This is a genomic window from Sinomonas sp. ASV486, from assembly GCF_030908215.1.
GTDB lineage: Bacteria > Actinomycetota > Actinomycetes > Actinomycetales > Micrococcaceae > Sinomonas > Sinomonas puerhi.
The window spans coordinates 108,095-125,272 of the sequence record NZ_JAVFJK010000009.1 but is presented as its reverse complement, the minus strand read 5'-3'; the positions used below and the strand labels follow the sequence as shown (position 1 = coordinate 125,272).

Here is a 17,178-nt window from a genome sequence, read left to right as displayed (position 1 = left end):
GCGGAGCCGGCGCCCCCGCGCTGCTCGACGGCGCTCATGCGAGCTCAGTCAGGGCGTCCCGGATCGCCTCAATCCCCGCCTGAACCTCTGCGAACGAGGTGCTCAGTGGCGAGAGGCCCACGCGCAGCCCGCGAGGGGGGCGGAAGTCCGGGATGACCCCCCGCTCCCAGAGCATCGCGGTGACCTCACGGAAGCGCGGGTGGTTGAGGGTGACGTGCGAGCCCCGCTCGGCGGGGTCGCTGGGGCTCGCGAGCTCGACGCCGAGGGGTACCAGGAACCGCTCGCTCAGGGCCGCGGCGAACTCGGTGAGCTGCACGGACTTGGCCCGGATGGCATCCATGCCGGCCTCGGCAATGACCTCGACCATGGCAGAGAGTGGCTGCATCGCGAGGATCGGCGGGGTGCCGGTGATGAAACGGCGGATCCCGGCAGCGGGCGCGTACGAGTCGGTCATGCCGAATGGGTCGGCGGCTCCCATCCAGCCCCAGATCGGCTGGAGCAGCCGGTCCTGGAGGTCGCGGCGCACGTAGCCGAAGGCGGGCGAGCCGGGGCCTCCGTTGAGGTACTTGTAGGTGCAGCCGACGGCGAGGTCAGCGCCCCACGCATCGAGCTCGACCGGCACCGACCCGGCCGAGTGGCACAGGTCCCACGCCACGAGCCCTCCGGCGCGGTGCACGACGTCGGTGATTGCGGCGGCGTCGGCGATGAACCCCGAGCGGTACGCGACGTGGGACAGGAGCACGACGGCGGTGCGTGGGCCGAGCACGGACTCGACGTCCGCCGGCGTCACCCCGGTGTCAGGGTCGGGCTCGATCGAGCGGATCGTCGCCCCGCGCTCCGCGGCGATGCCCTCGACGATGAATCGGTCCGTCGGGAAGTTCTCGAGATCGACCACGATCTCGTCCCGACCCGTTGGGGCCTGCGCGTCGAAGGCGGCGCGCACTAGCTTGTAGATCATGACCGACGTCGAGTCCGCGACGATGGTCTGGCCTCGCGCGGCGCCGAGCACGACCTCGCCGAGACGATCGCCGAGGCGGACGGGCTCGTCCATCCACTGCTCGTCCCAGGCCCGGATGAGGCGCTGGCCCCACGGGCCGGCGGTGAACTCTGCGAGCCGCTCGGCGGTGTCTGCCAGCGGACGGCCGAGGGAGTTGCCGTCTAGGTAGGCGACGACCGGGCCACCGTTGGGACCGTCGCACCCGAGGAAACGGTTGCGGAAATGGGCGAGTGGGTCGGCGGCGTCGAGCGCTGCTGCGTCCAGCATGCCGTCGTGCGCGGCCTGGGTGGAGGTGCTGAGGTCTGTCATGTTCAGGCTCCGATCGCGGTGCGGACGGCGTACAGCTCGGGGAAGAAGGTCAGGTCCAGCGCGCGCTTGAGGAAATCGACGCCAGAGGAGCCGCCGGTACCGCGCTTGAAGCCGATGGTCCGCTGGACCGTGCGGAGGTGGCGGAAGCGCCAGGCCTGGAAGTTGTCCTCGAGGTCTACGAGGCTCTCGCACGCCTCGTAGAGGCCCCAGGGGGTCGAATCCTCCTCGTAGATCCGCTGGAAGACGGGCACGAGGTCCTCGCGCATAGTCCACGGTTCACGCACGTCACGGGTCAGGATGTCCTCGGGGACGTCGTAGCCACTGCGGGCCACGAGCCGCAGGAACGCATCGTAGACGGTGGGCTCCTCGAGGATCCGGGCGAGCAGCGCGTGCGCCTCGGGCTCGCTCGTGAACACCTCAAGCATCCGCGCGTGCTTGTTGCCGAGCACGAATTCGATGGCGCGGTACTGGTAGGACTGGAAGCCTGAGGAGTTGCCGAGCGAGCCACGGAACTGGGCGTACTCGCGGGGCGTCAGGGTGCCGAGGACGCTCCACTGTTCGGTCAGCGTGCGCTGGATGGCCTTGACGCGGGCGAGGCACTTGAGTGCCTTGCCGAGGTCGTCGGCATCCATGAGGCGACGCGCCTCGAGAAGCTCGTGCAGGACGAGCTTGAGCCACAGCTCGCTCGTCTGGTGCTGGACGATGAAGAGCAGCTCGTCGTGGTGCTCGGGCTGGCTCTGCGGGCGCTGGGCGTGCAGGAGCTCGTCGAGCGCGAGGTAGCGCCCGTAGGTCATGGCGCCGCGGAAGTCGGTTCGGACGGAGTCTTCGATCTTGCGGACGCCGGCAGACTCTTCAGGTGTGGTCTGGGACATACCACTCACTCTATCACTCGCATGACGACCGTCAAGATAGTGAAATGACTGCTGGGGATCCGCAAGATGCGTCCCCTCACGCCTCCCGCAGGCGGTCGACGACGCCGAGCAGGTCCTCGACCGTCGTCCCGAAGGCCTCCTCGGGCCATGTCCCCGCGAGGGTCGAGTAGTAGTAGAGCCCCTCGCCGATGAGCATGACCGCGGCAGACACGGCCGGGTCTGCGACCTCGTCGCGGATGATCCCGAGCCACGCCGCGTCGAGCTCCTCGAGCGCCCTCAGGGCACCCGCGTGCCCGGCCTGGGCGAGGCGCACGGCGGAGACGAACAGCCGATCGAGGTCTGAGCCCGTGCTCACCGACGTCCGGACGAAATATCGCGACGGGCCCTCCTCGGCGGCGGCCATCCGCTCGCGGTCCGCCGCGGCGGCCTCGCGCAGCCAGACGAGGAGACCCTCGGCGAGCGCGTCCTTGTTCTTGAAGTGGTAGAGGAGCCCGCCCTTCGAGACGCCCGCCGCTGCAGCGACGGCGTCCATCGTCGCGGCGCGCTCGCCGTCGGACACGAGGAGCTCTCGGTACGCCTCGAGGATCGCCGCTCGGGCCTTCGGGGGTCTGGGCATAGGCCCACTGTACGTGGAGTTGTAACTATACCGTCTAGTCGGTATAGTTATTCCATCAACGTTCAAGGGAGCCTCCGATGAACCAGACCACGCCTCAGGTCCAGGCATCAGCCACATCAACCAGCACACGCCGCTGGCTCGCGCTCGCGACGCTCATGATCCCCGTGCTGCTCATCTCGGTGGACAACACGGTGCTGGGCTTCGCCGTGCCCGCGATTTCCCTCGCCCTCAAGCCGACCTCAACCGAGATGCTGTGGATCGTGGACGTCTACGCGCTCGTGCTCGCCGGCCTCCTCGTGCCGATGGGCTCGATCGGCGACCGCATCGGCCGCCGCCGGATCCTCCTCATCGGCGCGACCGGCTTCGCAATCGTCTCCGTCGCGGCCGCGTTCGCCACCACTGCGGGCCAGCTCATCGCGGCGCGCGCGGCGATCGGCATCTTCGGCTCGATGCTCATGCCCGCCACTCTCTCGCTCATCCGCAACATCTTCGACAACGCCCGCGAACGCCGCCTCGCCGTGGCCATCTGGGCCTCGGTCTACTCCGGGGGTGCGGCCTTCGGGCCCCTGCTGGGCGGCGTGCTGCTCGAGCACTTCCCTTGGGGCTCCGTCTTCCTCATCGCCGTGCCGATGCTCGTCCCGGCGCTGCTCCTCACCCCTGTCCTCGTGCCCGAATCCCGCGACCCTGCGCCGTCGCCCGTCGATCCGGTGAGCATCGCACTCGTGGTGACCGCCGCCGTCGCCCTCGTATGGGGTATCAAGGAGATCGCGCACGACGGCGGCCCCGCGGCTGCCGCTGCCGTCCTCCTGGGCTTGGGGCTCGGGACAGCGTTCGTGCGCCGCCAGCTCACAAGGGAACGGCCCATGCTGGATGTGCGGCTGTTCGCGCGACCCATGTTCAGCGCGAGCATCGGCGCGAACCTCGTGAGCTTCTTCTCGCTCGTGGGCTTCATGTACTTCTTGTCGCAGCACCTGCAGCTCGTGGCGGGGGCCAGTCCGCTGGACGCGGGCCTCCTCATGCTTCCTGGCGCCGCCCTCTCGGTGGTTGCGGGCCTTGCGGCGGTGCGGCTGGCCTCGCGGTTCTCGGCGGCGTCCGTCATGGTCGCGGGCCTCGTGATGAACGCCGCGGGCTACGCCGTGGTCCTGGCCTTCGGGCGAGACGGGTCGATGCCTGCGCTCCTGACGGGCTTCGCGGTGGTGGGCGTCGGTGTGGGACTCGCGGAGACGCTCTCCAACGACCTCATCCTCGCCTCCGTGCCGCCCGCGAAGGCCGGCGCGGCGTCCGCCATCTCGGAGACCGCCTATGAGCTTGGCGCCGTTCTCGGTACGGCGATCCTCGGCAGTATCCTCGGCGCGGCGTACCGACTCGGAGTCCAGGTCCCGGCGGGGCTCCCGGCCGAGGCCGCAGCCCAGGCCCGCGAGACCCTCGGCGGAGCGGTCGACGCCGCGAGCCTCCTTCCCCCGGACGCCGCCGGAGCGCTCCTGGACTCCGCCCGCCGAGCGTTCGATTCCGGCGTGGCCTCCACGTCCGCTATCGCAGCCGTGCTCATGGCGGGGGCTGCCGTCGTCGTGCTCCGGGCGCTGCGGACACGCGACGCGTCCCGGTCAGCCTGACCGCTTCGACCGGCCCGCGGCTCGTCGGTACCCTCCGTAAGATCGGACGCGAAGGTGTCTGTCGCCTCGCACAGACGCCTCACACCGGAGAGAGGAGTCACGATGAGTGGCAACGATCCGTTTGACCGCATCCCGCCGACGGCGGCCTTCACCGTCACGAGCACCACGGCTGCGGACGGCGAGCCCTGGCCCGCGCCGCAGTACTCCGGGGCGTTCGACGTCCCCGGCGGTGAGGACATCTCGCCCCAGCTCTCGTGGTCGGGAGCCCCCGAGGGCACCAAGAGCTTCGCTGTCACCGTCTACGACCCCGACGCGCCCACCCAATCCGGCTTCTGGCACTGGGCGGTCGTGAACATCCCGGCGTCCGTGACCGAACTGCCCGAGGGCGCAGGGACCGCGTCCGGCGAACTCCTGCCGACTGGCGCGTTCCAGCTGAGGAACGACGCCGGCACCGCGCAGTTCGTCGGCGCCGCCCCTCCCTCCGGGCACGGGCCACACCGGTACTTCATCACCGTGCACGCCCTCGACGTCGAGGACCTCGGCGTCGGGGCAGACGCATCGCCGGCGTTCTTGGGCTTCAACATCTTCTTCCACACGCTCGCACGCGCCGTGATGGTCCCGACCGGCGAGATCGCCTAGTCGAGACGGCTTGCGTGGCCACTTCCGCGGGGCGTTGATCCCGCAGGAGTGGTCGCGCGCCGTCGTGCGCCCGGGCTCAGACCGTGAGCGCGCCGCCGAGCGCGAGTCCGCCGAGCGCGGCCGCGAGGCACAGCGCGAGCGTTCCGACCCCGTTCACGACGGCGGCCGCCCACCTCCCGCTGAGCGCGAGGCTCACGCTCTGGTAGCTCGCGGTCGAAAAGGTCGTGTACCCGCCGAGGAATCCCGTCCCGAGCACCGCCTGCAGCGCGGGATCGGCGCCAGCGAGCACGGCACCGGCTATGAGGCCCAGGAGCAGCGACCCACTCACGTTGATGGAGATCGTTGCGACGGGCAGCGGGGCCTTCACTCGGCGGCTCACCGCGGTGTCGAGCACATAGCGCGCGACGGCGCCGAGCCCGCCCGCAACTCCCAGCAGCAGCACCTCGGCCGGGTTCACCGGGAATCCTCCGAGATGCCGTCGGGGCCCGGCTGGCGCTCCGCGCTCCGTTTGAGGGTCATCTTCTGGGAGTCACTTGAGGTGACCTCCAGAACCTGACCTTCAGAAGTGGGGTGGGGGTGGCCGCCCCCGTGGGGGTGCGCCGCAACGTGGGCCTCGGCGGCCAGGCCGCGCCGGTCCTCGCGGTGCAGCCACGCTGCTCCAGCAACCCCGACGAGGGTCGCCGCAGCGCCCCCGAGCAGGCTCAGCGCGAGGTACCACACGCCGTCGGCCGCGCGGCCGGCGATGAGGAGGCGCGAGCCCTCGACGGCGAGCGTCGAGTAGGTGGTGAACGCGCCGAGGAACCCTGTCCCTGCGGTCAGGCGCACGAGGCGGCGGGGGCCCACGTCCGGCCCACGGCGGGCCAGGGACTCGAGCAGCCCACCGAGCGCGAGGGCCCCGGCCAGATTGATCAGCAGCGTGGCGAGGGGCCAGCCGTCCGGAGCCGGGATCACGGTGCCGAGCGCCCAGCGTGACAGCGCCCCGAGTATCCCGCCGGCGAACACGAGCGTCAGGACGCTTGGGGAGAACGGATGCGCGAAACGCGCGGGCGCAGGTAGACGCGACGGCGTGTGGTCAGCGGCGGGCGCGGCTCCGGCGTCGTGCGCGGTGCCGGGCACGGAAGGCGCGGGCTTGGGGTCACTGGTCACGGCGGATAGAGCCTACCGCCTCTCCCTGTGCGCGAGGCCCCGGCGTAGCGTGGAACCGTGGACGCAGTGTCCTGGTTCACGGATTGGTTCGCAGCCACCGACTCCGAGGTGGCCCGCTGGATGCTGCAGCGCGGCGTCGCGGCCCTCTTCTTCGTCGCGTTCCTCTCGAGCCTCAACCAGTTCCCCGCGCTCGTGGGCGAACACGGCCTCCTGCCCGCCCCCGAGTACCTCGCGGGATTCCATCGCCTGCGCCGCCCAAGCCTCTTCCGCTTCCGCTACTCTGACCGGCTGTTCCGCTGGGTGTGTGCCGTGGGGCTCGTGGTCGCGGGGCTGCTGGTCGTCGGCGTCCCACAGATGGGGCCTTGGTGGGTGCCCCTCGTGGCGTTCCTCGTGTTGTGGGCCCTGTACATGTCGATCGTGAACGTGGGCCAGACGTTCTACGGCTTCGGGTGGGAGATGCTCCTGCTCGAGGCGGGATTCACCGTCGCGTTCCTCGGCTCGGACCAGGTCCCGCCGCCGCGGCCCGTCCTCATCCTTCTCGTGTGGCTCGTGTTCCGGCTCGAGTTCGGCGCAGGGATGATCAAGATCCGCGGCGGGGCCGAGTGGCGCAATCTCACCGCGCTGTACTACCACCACGAGACCCAGCCCATGCCGGGCCCGCTGAGCCGGCAGTTCCACCTCCTGCCGAAATGGATGCACCGCTCAGAGGTCGTGGGGAACCACGTCGCACAGCTCGTTGTGCCGTTCTTCCTCTTCTTCCCGCAGCCCGTGGGATCTGTCGCGGCGGCGGTGGTCGTCGTGACGCAGCTGTGGCTCGTGCTCTCGGGGAACTTCGCGTGGCTCAACTGGTCAGCGATCATCCTCGCCTTCGCAGCCATGGGCGACTCCGCCGTGCACGCAGTGCTCCCCTTCGTGCCAGCGGACCTCTCGTCGGCGGCGTGGAACGCCGCCTCCTCGGAGAACACAGGGCGCACGACGGCGTGGCCCGCCTCGGGCGACTGGTCCGCCTGGGTGTGGGTCGCCGTCGTGCTTGCCGCGTCATTGCTCCTGCTTGTGCTGTCGTGGTGGCCCGCGAAGAACCTCGTCTCGAGGCAGCAGCTCATGAACGCCTCCTTCAACCGGTGGCAGCTCGTGAACACGTACGGGGCCTTCGGCTCGGTGACCAAGAACCGCGTGGAGATCGTCGTGGAGGGAACGCTCGATACGGTGCCCGCCGAGGACGCCGAGTGGCGCGAATACCGGTTCCGCGGCAAGCCCGGTGAGCCGGAGCGGATCCCGCGGCAGTGGGCGCCCTACCATCTGCGGCTCGACTGGCTCATGTGGTTCCTGCCGCTGCGCACCGTGCACGAGGAGTGGTTCTACACGTTCCTCATGAAGCTCCTGAACGCGGACCCCGCCATGCTCAGGCTCCTGCGCGAGGATCCGTTCGACGGCGAGCGGCCCCGCTGGATCCGCGCCCGGTCCGCCCTGTACGAGTTCTCGAGCCACGCGGAATTCCGCGAGACGCACCAGCGGTGGGTCGTCACACCGCTGCGGGTGCTCATCCGGCCGATCGGGCTCAAGGACTGATGACGGGTCTTCGACTTCGAGCGTGGTCCCCTCGGCACGCCCCAGCCCTCGCACTCCGTGGGTAGGTCCTGGATAAGGCAGGTGCCGCGTTTCGCGCACCCCCCCAGTCGGGTGAGGCCGGACCATTGCGCATTGCGCAGGGCGACACTATAAAGGCGTGTGGACACACTGTCTCGGGGCAGCGGCATCGGTGCGGGGAGGCGCCGGGCTGGAGGCGCCATCGGCATGCGATGGTGACGTGACTCAGAGAGGACAGACGTGACAGTCATCCAGCGATTCATTGGCGCCCACCGCGTGGCGATCGGTGCGGGGCTTGCGCTCCTCGTGACAGGCGCAGCGCTCGTCCCTGCGGCAGTGGCGGCGAGCGTCAACGCAGGGCAGACGTTCTATGCGTGCCTCACTCCGGGCCAGACCCTCAGCTCGGTCGGAACCACACAGCCCCAGTGCGCGACCCACGATCAGACGATCAGCTGGAACAGCATCGGCCCGCAGGGTCCGGCGGGGCCGGCCGGCCCGCAGGGGCCCAGCGGTCTTACGGGGGCCCAGGGTCCAGCGGGACCGGCCGGTGGGAGCGAGCGGTTCTGGTCATTCTCCGGCTCGACCACCTACTACGCCCTCGAGGCGACCATCACGGGGAGCGAGGTCCTTCCGGCGGGGACGGTCTTCGCGCTGGATCCGATCCTCAACACGATCTCGTCGTCGGACTGCCGTACTGCCGGGGGTGACTTCTTCTTCGATGTCAAGCTGAATGGGGTTCCGCTTTCGTCGCCGACGACGAACACCACTTCCATCAGACTCACCGCGGACACCAAACTGTCCGTGACCGCCAAGTGCTACGGGGTACAGGTGGGAACGCCGTTCCACGTCTCGGGCGGCATTGCCTTCAAGGCGTTCTCGCTGACGCCGTTCCAGTAGCCGGAGGATCTGCGGCTCCTCCACTCCTCAGCCCTGCACCACCACGCCGCGGGCGGTACCCCTGAGCATGTGATCACCGGTACCGGCGGAGGCGGGTCGCCGGGCCATGGACAGACCCTGCCGCACCTTGAGCAACACCTCCCCGGCGGACCGGGCCGCGCAGGGAGCTTCGGACATCTCGTTCAGACGATTTCTGAAGCCCGATCCACATCCCCGTCCGGTACGTCGGGCGACTGGGCCGCCTGAGTGCGGCGAGCGGCCCCGCTGGATCCGCGCAGGGTCCGCCCTGTACGAGTTCTCGAGCCACGCGGAATTCCGCGAGACGCACCAGCGGTGGGTCGTCACCCCGCTGCTGGTACTCACCCGGCCGATCGGGCTCAAGGACTGATGGCGCCCCCGGCGAGTGAAAATCTGGTCGAAGTGAATTCTGGGTGAAGGCCGGAGAACGCGGAGGGCCCCGGTCATCGACCGGGGCCCTCCGTCAGCGGTGCGCGAGGCGGGATTTGAACCCGCACGCCCTTTCGGACACTGGCACCTGAAGCCAGCGCGTCTGCCGTTCCGCCACTCGCGCGCAACACCTCCGCGGCAGGAAAACACCCCTGAACCCGCGAAAGCAGCGAGAACCAGCATAGCCGAGCCGATCGCGGATTGCGAAATCGCGGGATCGGGCACCGCTGTCAGCCGCGGTCAGAGGGTCCAGCGCGCGGCACCAGCGGGACGGGTACGGACTCCTCCGCCGTCAATCCATCGTTACGAGTCCGGAACGGTACCGTTCAGGCGGGACCCAGAGCCGCCCAGTAGTATCGGTTGAGGACTGCGCATCCTGCTCGAACGAGTGCGGACGCGGGAGAACTACGCCCAACGTCGCACAAATCAGCGCGACAGCACGCAAGTGAGTACGGAAGGGAGAGGGCATGGGATTGCTCGACAGGCTTGAACGCGGCATCGAGAAGGCCGTCCACGGTGTCTTCTCCACCGGCTCGAAGGGTCAGGTCCAGCCCGTCGAGATCGCGAGCCGGCTCCGCCGCGAAATGGACCGCCAGGCCTTCTCGATTGACCAGGGCCGTACGCTCGCTCCCAACGTGTTCGAGGCGCATCTCTCCGACCAGGACTTCGAGCGGGCCCGGACGTGGGGCCAGCCGCTCGCCGAAGAGCTCTGCGACGTCGCGGTCAAGCACGCCCGGTCACAGGACTACACGCTGCAGGGCCCGGTGCGCTTCTCGTTCCGCCACGATGCCGCGCTCAAGGCGGGGGAGTTCGAGGTCGTATCGCGCACCGAGAGGGGCCAGTCCCGCCCGAACGTCCCGGTAGCCCCCTCGAGGCCGCCGGTCGCGCTGTCCCCCGTGCTGGAGATCGATGGGCAGCGGTACTCGGTCAACGCTGACTCCGTTGTGCTGGGCCGATCGACTGAAGCCGACATCGTCGTCGACGACACGGGCGTCTCGCGCCGCCACCTCGAGATCCGCACGGACGGGGGCAGCACCTTCGCCGTGGACTTGGGCTCAACCAACGGCAGCTACATCAACGGCCACCGCCTCGTGGGCAGCGAGGAGCTCCACGACGGCACTGCCATCACGATGGGCCGCACCAAGATCATCTTCCGCATGCTTCCGGCATCCCGGGGAGGAAACGCGTGAACGAACTGACGCTCACCGCTCTGCGACTGGGCTTCCTGGCCCTGATGTGGGTTCTGGTCTTCAGCGTGGTGGGGGCCATGCGCCGTGACCTCGCGATCGGAAGCCGCAACAAGACCGGCGCACCGACCGCACGCCAGGTCCGGCGGAACCCGGAGCTCGCCGAGCCGCCCGCCCGCCAGCAGGCCCGACAGCTCGTCGTGGTAGAGGGCCCGCTGTCCGGAACGAGCATTCCGCTCGAAGGCGTCCCCGTGCTCCTCGGCCGCGCCCAAGAGGCCACGCTCGTTCTCGAGGACGACTACGCGTCCGGACGCCACGCCAGACTGTTCCCCCAGGGCAGCCGCTGGTTCATCGAAGACCTCGGCTCCACGAACGGCACGTACCTTGCCGACCAGCAGCTCACGCGCGCCCAGCCTGTCGAGCTGGGCGTGCCGATCCGCATCGGCAAGACCGTGATCGAGCTGAGGCCCTGACCTTGGCTGATGCCCCGCTGATCCTGCGCTACGCAGCCCGCTCCGACGTGGGCCGGCTGCGCGCAAAGAATGACGACTCCGCCTACGCGGGCCGTCACCTTGTCGTCGTCGCCGACGGCATGGGCGGGCACGCGGGCGGCGATGTGGCGAGCGCCTCGACTGTCCTGGACCTCATCCATCTGGACCACGGCCGCTACGCCGAAGGCGAGGCAACGACGCAGCTCGCAGACGAGATCCAGACCGCGAACTCCCTCCTCTCCGAGCTCGTGAGCTCCAATCCGCTCCTGGCCGGGATGGGCACCACGGTGACGGCACTGCTGCTGTCCGGCGGCAGCTTCGCGTTCGCACACATCGGCGACTCCCGGGCCTACCGGCTCCGCGGGAACGACCTCGAGCAGGTCTCCACGGACCACACGTTCGTCCAGCGCCTGATCAATGAGGGCCGTCTCCGTCCCGAGGAGGCCGAGACCCACCCGCACAAGAATGTGCTGATGCGGGTACTCGGCGATGTGGACGCGAGCCCCGAGCTGGACCTCGCGACCTTCCCCGCGGTCGAAGGCGAGCGGTGGCTCCTGTGCTCCGATGGGCTCAACTACGTTCCGCTGCCCCTCGTGACGCGAACCCTGCGCGAGATCGAGGACCGAGCCGAGTGCGCGGACCGCCTCGTCGAGCTCACGCTCGCCGCCGGCGCGCCGGACAATGTCACCGTGATCGTCGCCGACGTGGTCTCCGCGGAGGAGGACGACGACGAGGCCGCACCTCCCGCGCCGACCTCGGCTGCCGCGATCCTCACCGCGGCCGCGGCCGCGCGCACCCCCGTGACGTCCGCCGCCGCGGCACAGCCACCCCGCTCGGACACCGCCAAGGCCGCTCCCAGCCCTGCTCCCGCGGCCGCCGAACCGGCGGGTACCCCCCGTTCGGGCCCAGCAGCGCCTCCAGCTGCACCAGCAGCCCGTGCCGCCGCTTCCGGCGACGGCACACGTGCGGCTGAAACCGGCGGCCCCGCCGGAACCACGTCCGTAGATGCCGGCTCCGCAGAGGCCACCGCGTCCGACTCCGACGAGACTCCGATGCCGCCACGGCGCGAGGAGCCGCAGACAGACCCCAACCTCGGCGCCCACCTCTCCGCCGAGGTGCTGCGGCGGGAGCTCGACAGCCGCCCGCACGAGCTCGTGGGCGCCGCAGCCGCGGCTGCGGCGAGCGGATCCCTTCCCGCCGTGGCGAGCCGCACGGCAGCACGCCGTGCCGCAACAGTCCTCACGCACCGCAGCCCAGAACCCGTCGAGGACGTCGATGACCCCGTCTCGCCCAACCGCAGGCTCCTGCGCCGCTGGTTCCGGATCGGGCTCGGCGCGATAGCCGCGCTCATCCTCATCCTCGGTGTCTGGTTCGGCTACACCTGGACGCAGACCCGCTACTACGTCGGGGTGTACGACAACCGGGTGGCCATCTACAACGGCGTCTCACAGCAGCTCGGCCCGATCGCGCTCTCGCACGTTCACAGCGCCACGAACATCCCGATCGATTCCCTGAGCGGGTATACGCAGCAGCGGCTGCGCGCCGGCGTCCCGACAGACGGGCTCGAGGCAGCGGAGGACATCGTGCACTACATCCAGAGCGATCCCCGCGGCTGCCTTCCCGGCTCGGGCGCAACCGCGAGCCCGACAGCCTCGGGCGCCGCGAGCGGCGCCACTAGCGCCACCCCGAGCCCGTCGCCGTCGGGCTCCGCATCCGGCGGGCCAGCACCGACTGGCTCGGCCACCGCGAGCCCGACCACCACGCCCGACCCCTGTCTGGGAGGCACCCGATGAGCGGCGTCGAGACCACGGTGAAGCCGCGGCGCAACGTGGAGCTCGCGCTCCTGACCCTGGCGTTGGCCGTGGCGATCGGCGCGAACATGATGCAGGGCCTCCAGGACGGCACGGCGTTCGGCCGCGACTTCTGGCTCCAAGCCGCGCTCCTAGCCGTTCCATCCTTGGCCATTCATACAGTGCTCCGCTTCCGGGCGAAGTATGCCGATCCGATCATCCTTCCGATCGTCGTGACGCTGAACGGGATCGGCCTCGCGATGATCCACCGGCTGGACACTCCCGACACGGACTACGGCAACACCCAGGCCCGCTGGACCGTGGTGGGCATGGTCTTGGCCCTGGCCGTGATCTGGTTCCTCAAGGACCACCGGATCCTGCGCCGCTTCACCTACATCTCACTCATCCTGAGCGCCGTCCTCTTGCTCATGCCGCTCGTCCCGGGCATCACGGCCGGTGAGATCAACGGCGCCCAGGTGTGGATCCGCGTGGGCGGCTCCACCTTCCAGCCCGGCGAGGTCGCCAAGATCACCATCGCTTTCTTCTTCGCGGGCTACCTCTCGACGAACCGCGACCTCATCCTCCTCGCGGGCCGCCGAATCGGAAGGCTCCAGCTGCCGCGCTTCCGGGACCTGGGCCCCATGGTCGTGGCGTGGATTGCGGCGATCGGCATCCTGATCTTCCAGCACGATCTGGGCATGTCGATCCTGTTCTTCGGCATCTTCATCTCGACGATCTACATCGCCACGAGCCGCGCCAGCTGGGCGATCCTCGGCGTGATCCTCATGTTCACCGGCGCGATGGGCGCGAGCCTTGCGCTCCCGCACATCCGCTTGCGCATCGACGGCTGGCTCAATGCCTTCTCGCCGGACGTCTACGGGCGTGCGAACGGCGGCAGCTACCAGATCGTCCAAGGCCTCTTCGGCATGGCCAACGGCGGCCTGCTCGGCACGGGAATCGGCCAAGGCCGCCCCGACCTCGTCCCGTTCGCGCACTCGGACATGATCGTGGCCTCGCTCGGCGAGGAGCTCGGTCTCGTCGGGCTCTTCGCCATCGTCATGCTCTACGCGATCCTCGTCTCCCGCGGATTCCGCGCTGCGCTCGGCGCCCGGGACTCCTTCGGCAAGCTGCTCGCCTCGGGGCTCGCCTCGGCAGTCGGGCTCCAGGTCTTCGTGATCTTCGGCGGCGTCACCCGCCTCATCCCGCTCACGGGCCTCACGACGCCGTTCCTCGCCGCGGGCGGCTCATCCCTCCTCGCGAACTGGATCATCGTCGCGCTCCTGCTCGTCATCTCGAACGCCGCACGCAGACCGGTTAACACGGCACCGCTCGCGGACGACGGCGGGCCCGACGCGCCGTCGTCCGCCCGCACGAGGCGCAGCGGCGGCCGAAATCGGATCGGCGACACGAACACGACCCAGGCGGTGAGGACCCAGTGAACCAGGCCATACGCAACGCATGGGTGGCGCTCGCCGTCATGTTCGCCCTCCTGCTGGGCGCCATCAGCTATGTGCAGGTGATCGGCGCCGACGATCTCAACAAGAACCCCCAGAACAACCGCGCCATCCTGCAGACGTTCTGCCAGGAGCGCGGGCCGATCCTCGTCGCGGGCATGCCGATCGCGCAGTCGGTGTCGAGCGGCTCGGACACGTGCAAGTTCCAGAGGACCTACCCGGGCGAGGCGGCGCTCTACGCGGGCCTCTCGGGCTACTACTCGAACATCTACGGCTCCTCGGGCATCGAGAACTCGATGAACTCGACCCTGACGGGCAAGTCGGACGAGCTCCTCCTCGACCGGATCCGCCAGCTCTTCCTCGGCGAACAACCCCAGGGTGCCTCGGTCGAGCTCACAATCGACCCCGCGATCCAGAAGCTCGCCTACAGCCTCGTCCCGGACGGCCAGCGCGGCTCGATCGTGGTGACCAACCCGAAGACCGGCGCCATCATCGCGATGGTCTCGAAGCCCAGCTACGACCCGAACCTGGTCGCCACGCAGGATCAGGCGGCCGCGCAGGCCTCCATGAAGAAGATCCAGGCGCAGCCCGGCATCAACCTCAACCAGAGCGTGAGCGGGCCAACGGGCGCACTCCTGGCCCCCGGTTCGGTGTTCAAGCTCATCGACACGGCGGCGGCCCTTGCCTCGGGCAAGTACAACAAGGACTCGGTCCTGCCGAACCCAGCGCAGATGACCCTGCCCGGGACCTCCACGCAGCTGCCCAACTACGCGGGCGGCAACTGCTACACGCGGGACCAGGCCGACTTCGCGTTCGCGCTCGAGCAGTCCTGCAACACGCCCTTCGCCTCGATCGCCCTCGACCTCGGGCAGGACGCGATTGGCAAGCAGGCCGCGGCCTTCGGCTTCGGGCAGGACGCCGGAGACCAGCTCCACCTCGACTACTCCGCCGGCGTGTGGCCGCAGAATCTGAACCAGGCGCAGCTCGCGCAGTCCGCGATCGGCCAGTTCGACGTCAAGGCCTCGCCCCTGCAGATCGCGCTCATGACGAGCGCCATCGCCAACGGCGGAGTCCAGATGAAGCCCTCGCTTGTGAAGCAGATCACGGCCCCCGACCTGCACGTCGTCTCGGCGGCCAAGCCCGAGGTGCTCCGCACGTCCACGACCCCCGAGATTGCCCGGCAGATCACCCAGTGGATGACCATGGTCGTCTCCCAGGGCATCGCCGGCGGCGCCGCGGTGCCAGGCGTGCAGGTGGCGGGCAAGACCGGCACGGCGGAACTCGGCGCCTCGGGGCTCAACAACTCCTGGTTCACCGGGTTTGCCCCGGCGGACAACCCCCAGGTGGAGGTGACGGTCGTCATGGAAGGCGTCGACGTCCGTACCGGCGCCGCTCTGACCAGTCCCACAGCGAAGAAGATCTTTGAGGCGGTGTTGAAGAAGTGAGACCGACGTCTGGCATCACCTTGGGCAGCAGGTACCAGCTGCAGAGCCGGATCGCCATCGGCGGCATGGGTGAGGTGTGGCGCGCCCGGGACGAGGTCCTGGGGCGCATCGTCGCGATCAAGATCCTCAAGGAGGAGTACGCGGGCGATCCCAGCTTCCTCGAGCGGTTCCGCGCCGAGGCCAGGCACACGGCGCTGCTGAACCACAGCGGCATCGCGAACGTGTTCGACTACGGCGAGGCCGAGGGGTCGGCCTACCTCGTCATGGAGCTCGTCCCCGGCGAGCCGCTCTCCGCCATCCTCGAGCGCGAGCGCGTCCTCTCGCCGGACCGGACCCTGAACATCATTGCGCAGACGGCCCGCGCCCTCGCCGTTGCGCACGGGCAGGGCCTCGTGCACCGGGACGTCAAGCCGGGCAACCTGCTCATCACCCCGGACCACCGGGTCAAGGTCACAGACTTCGGCATTGCGCGTCTCGCCGACCAGGTGCCGCTGACGCAGACCGGCCAGGTCATGGGCACCGCGCAGTACCTCGCGCCGGAGCAGGCCACGGGCCAGCAGGCCACGGGCTCGAGCGACATCTACGCGCTCGGCGTGATCGGCTACGAGTGCCTGACGGGCCACCGCCCGTTCTCGGGCGAGAGCCAGATCGCCATCGCCCTCGCCCAGGTCAATGACGCCCCTCCGCCGCTGCCCGAGCACATCCCTGCCCCCGTCCGCGCCCTGCTCATGTCGATGCTCGCCAAGGACCCGCGCAGCCGCCCCGCCAACGCGATCAAGCTCGCCGAGGCAGCCGAGGCGCTCCGCCGCGGGGACATCAGGGCCGCGCAGGCTGCGGTCCCCGGCATGCTCCTCACGGGCGACGCGACCGAGGCCATGGGCGCAGTCCCGACGGGCCGCATGCATCAGCAGACCGCCCCGACCGCCGTCGTGGGCGGTGCCGGCCTGGCGGGCGCCGCCGCGGTGGCCGCCGCAGCCGGTGCGGCGGCAGCGCACGGCGCGCCCGCGACGTCGGCCCTGCCGATGGTCGAGACGGACGACGCCGGTGCCGCGGCATCCGAGGACCCGAACCATCCGCTCTACGCGCCGTTGGACGACGAGGAGACCGAAGCGCAAAGGCGGCAGAAGCCCCGCAAGCGCAGCCCACTCACGTGGCCACTGGTGGGACTCATCCTCCTGCTGCTGTTCGTGCTGATTGGCGTCTGGCTCTCCAACGCCGGGCTGTTCAGCCCGACGCCGCTGCCTTCCCCGAGCGCCTCGAAGTCGACCACCGCGTCGAGCGCTCCGCCCAGCACCACCTCGTCCGCGCCGCCGTCGAGCACGAGGGCCCAGACGACGGCCGCCACGGTCAACGTGGTCCCCGCCGCCTACCTCGGCAAGAACTACACTGACGTGCAGAACCAGCTGGAGGCGCTGGGACTGAGTGTCACGCTCGTCGCCGTCCAGTCGCAGACGGGGATCCAGGGGGCCGTCACGAGTGTCTCACCGGGAGGACAGGTGCCTGCAAACTCCAACATCACCGTCACGTACCTCTCGGTGCAGCCGCCGGTGACCCTGCCGCAGACGTCCGCCGCGCCGCCTACGTCCCCGACGTCCAACCGCTCGGGGGCCCCCACCCCGACGTCCGGCGCTCTGGCCTCCGTACTCCCCGGCGCACCTGGCAGCTGATTCCGTGACCCATTCCGCCCA

General features: G+C 69.7%; 15 protein-coding genes and 1 tRNA gene. 10 read left to right on the top strand and 6 right to left on the bottom strand.

What is annotated here, in order from left to right; genetic code table 11:
* Nucleotides 1–34 precede the first annotated feature (34 nt).
* The 3 genes from RBS60_RS13900 to RBS60_RS13890 form a co-directional block, all read right to left on the bottom strand.
* Nucleotides 35–1,306: an aminotransferase class V-fold PLP-dependent enzyme gene (locus RBS60_RS13900; RefSeq protein ID WP_307958163.1), complete on the bottom strand. Its 1,272-nt coding sequence runs from the start codon at nt 1,304–1,306 to the stop codon at nt 35–37.
* Between the two features lie 2 nt (nt 1,307–1,308).
* Complete coding sequence (gene kynA, locus RBS60_RS13895; RefSeq protein WP_307958162.1) at nt 1,309–2,178, bottom strand: tryptophan 2,3-dioxygenase; 870 nt, start codon at nt 2,176–2,178, stop codon at nt 1,309–1,311.
* 76 nt (nt 2,179–2,254) lie between these two features.
* A complete protein-coding gene (locus tag RBS60_RS13890) occupies nt 2,255–2,794 on the bottom strand; it encodes a TetR/AcrR family transcriptional regulator (RefSeq protein ID WP_307958161.1) in 540 nt (179 codons plus the stop codon).
* Between the two features lie 77 nt (nt 2,795–2,871).
* Here RBS60_RS13890 and RBS60_RS13885 point away from each other — a divergent pair, with 77 nt between their 5' ends.
* Nucleotides 2,872–4,407 (top strand): MFS transporter, encoded by a 1,536-nt coding sequence (locus RBS60_RS13885; RefSeq protein WP_307958160.1) that lies wholly within the window; start codon nt 2,872–2,874, stop codon nt 4,405–4,407.
* A gap of 102 nt (nt 4,408–4,509) precedes the next feature.
* On the top strand, nt 4,510–5,046 hold the full coding sequence (locus RBS60_RS13880; protein WP_307958159.1) for a YbhB/YbcL family Raf kinase inhibitor-like protein: 537 nt from the start codon (nt 4,510–4,512) through the stop codon (nt 5,044–5,046).
* A gap of 76 nt (nt 5,047–5,122) precedes the next feature.
* Here RBS60_RS13880 and RBS60_RS13875 read toward each other — a convergent pair whose 3' ends face one another.
* On the bottom strand, nt 5,123–5,503 hold the full coding sequence (locus RBS60_RS13875) for a CrcB family protein (RefSeq protein ID WP_307958158.1): 381 nt from the start codon (nt 5,501–5,503) through the stop codon (nt 5,123–5,125).
* Nucleotides 5,500–6,192 carry a CrcB family protein gene (locus RBS60_RS13870; RefSeq protein WP_307958157.1) on the bottom strand — a complete coding sequence of 231 codons (693 nt, stop codon included), beginning with the start codon at nt 6,190–6,192 and terminating at the stop codon, nt 5,500–5,502. Before RBS60_RS13870 ends, RBS60_RS13875 begins: the two co-directional genes overlap by 4 nt.
* 66 nt (nt 6,193–6,258) lie before the next feature.
* On the opposite strand from RBS60_RS13870, the gene RBS60_RS13865 reads away from it, so the two are divergent.
* Nucleotides 6,259–7,761, top strand: coding sequence for a lipase maturation factor family protein (locus RBS60_RS13865; RefSeq protein ID WP_307958236.1), 1,503 nt, complete (start codon nt 6,259–6,261; stop codon nt 7,759–7,761).
* A gap of 258 nt (nt 7,762–8,019) precedes the next feature.
* Nucleotides 8,020–8,676: a hypothetical protein gene (locus RBS60_RS13860; protein ID WP_307958156.1), complete on the top strand. Its 657-nt coding sequence runs from the start codon at nt 8,020–8,022 to the stop codon at nt 8,674–8,676.
* A gap of 488 nt (nt 8,677–9,164) precedes the next feature.
* Here the strand turns inward: RBS60_RS13860 and RBS60_RS13855 are convergent.
* A tRNA-Leu gene (locus tag RBS60_RS13855) sits at nt 9,165–9,247 on the bottom strand.
* A 343-nt stretch (nt 9,248–9,590) separates the two neighbouring features.
* Here RBS60_RS13855 and RBS60_RS13850 point away from each other — a divergent pair.
* Genes RBS60_RS13850 through RBS60_RS13825 form a run of 6 tightly spaced genes read left to right on the top strand, consistent with a single transcriptional unit; the run spans nt 9,591 to nt 17,157 of the window.
* Nucleotides 9,591–10,313, top strand: a complete 723-nt coding sequence (locus RBS60_RS13850) for a DUF3662 and FHA domain-containing protein (RefSeq protein ID WP_307958155.1) — start codon at nt 9,591–9,593, stop codon at nt 10,311–10,313.
* Complete coding sequence (locus RBS60_RS13845) at nt 10,310–10,783, top strand: FHA domain-containing protein (protein ID WP_307958154.1); 474 nt, start codon at nt 10,310–10,312, stop codon at nt 10,781–10,783. The genes RBS60_RS13850 and RBS60_RS13845 overlap by 4 nt, the downstream gene beginning before the upstream one ends.
* 2 nt (nt 10,784–10,785) lie before the next feature.
* Complete coding sequence (locus tag RBS60_RS13840) at nt 10,786–12,594, top strand: protein phosphatase 2C domain-containing protein (RefSeq protein WP_307958153.1); 1,809 nt, start codon at nt 10,786–10,788, stop codon at nt 12,592–12,594.
* The gene (locus RBS60_RS13835) at nt 12,591–14,030 is read left to right on the top strand and encodes an FtsW/RodA/SpoVE family cell cycle protein (protein WP_307958152.1); all 1,440 of its coding nucleotides are present in this window, start codon (nt 12,591–12,593) and stop codon (nt 14,028–14,030) included. Before RBS60_RS13840 ends, RBS60_RS13835 begins: the two co-directional genes overlap by 4 nt.
* Nucleotides 14,027–15,490 carry a penicillin-binding protein 2 gene (locus tag RBS60_RS13830; RefSeq protein WP_307958151.1) on the top strand — a complete coding sequence of 488 codons (1,464 nt, stop codon included), beginning with the start codon at nt 14,027–14,029 and terminating at the stop codon, nt 15,488–15,490. The genes RBS60_RS13835 and RBS60_RS13830 overlap by 4 nt, the downstream gene beginning before the upstream one ends.
* Complete coding sequence (locus tag RBS60_RS13825) at nt 15,487–17,157, top strand: serine/threonine-protein kinase (protein ID WP_307958150.1); 1,671 nt, start codon at nt 15,487–15,489, stop codon at nt 17,155–17,157. The genes RBS60_RS13830 and RBS60_RS13825 overlap by 4 nt, the downstream gene beginning before the upstream one ends.
* Nucleotides 17,158–17,178: the final 21 nt, after the last annotated feature.